Here is a 737-nt window from a genome sequence, read left to right on the forward strand (position 1 = left end):
AACTCAATATGGCTACCAATTTGAAACAAGTTCACAGATATTTCATTTTTTAACAAATTTTGCTTTTTTTACTTTTACCCATTGCAAGCAAAGCGATCTGGACTATCTTTAGGGTGTACAAAGTCCTCTGGACTGCAGACCCTGTCTGGCGTGTACCTAAGACAACAATCTCAATTAAGGTAAAATTCATGAAAAAACCTGAACTTGCTGCTGCCATTGCTGAAAAAGCGGACCTAACCAAAGAAAAAGCCGGTGAAGTCCTGAATATTCTGACCGATGAAATCACCAATGCAATGAACAAAAATGATACCGTAAGCCTGATNGGTTTCGGCACATTTTCAGTCAGAGAGCGAAGTGCTCGTACTGGTAAAAACCCTCAAACTGGTGCAACAATCCAGATTGCTGCAAGCAAGTCTGTTGGCTTCAAGCCTGGCAAGTCACTGAAAGATGCAGTGAACGGCTAGCTGGCCTGAGCCAAATTCAAAAAAGAGGCTTTCAAGGCCTCTTTTTTATTTCTACTAAAGTTTTATCGAAACCTGTAGCTTCGCTAATAAATCCTGACTAATCCCCTGTACCTTCAATAAAGCATCCATAGATTCATAGGGCCGGCCATCAATAATCTTTTGCGCCAGAACCTTACCCACACCCGGTAATGTTTGCAAAACGACAATGTCATCCTGATTAATATCAATCAGCTGCTTACTAAGGCTAACTTCACATTCCGTTTCTGCTTTATC

The 737-nt window shown here is 41.0% G+C and carries 2 protein-coding genes; one reads left to right on the forward strand and one right to left on the reverse strand.

The genetic code is table 11. The features are described 5' to 3' along the window. Positions 1-188 precede the first annotated feature (188 nt). Positions 189-464, forward strand: coding sequence for an HU family DNA-binding protein (locus tag A3766_RS28495; RefSeq protein ID WP_068643448.1), 276 nt, complete (start codon positions 189-191; stop codon positions 462-464). A gap of 54 nt (positions 465-518) precedes the next feature. Here A3766_RS28495 and A3766_RS28500 read toward each other — a convergent pair. Continuing rightward, positions 519-737, reverse strand: a 219-nt coding sequence (locus tag A3766_RS28500; protein WP_197479828.1) for a helix-hairpin-helix domain-containing protein, incomplete at its 5' end; no start/stop codon positions are given.

The organism is Oleiphilus sp. HI0132, assembly GCF_001635845.1.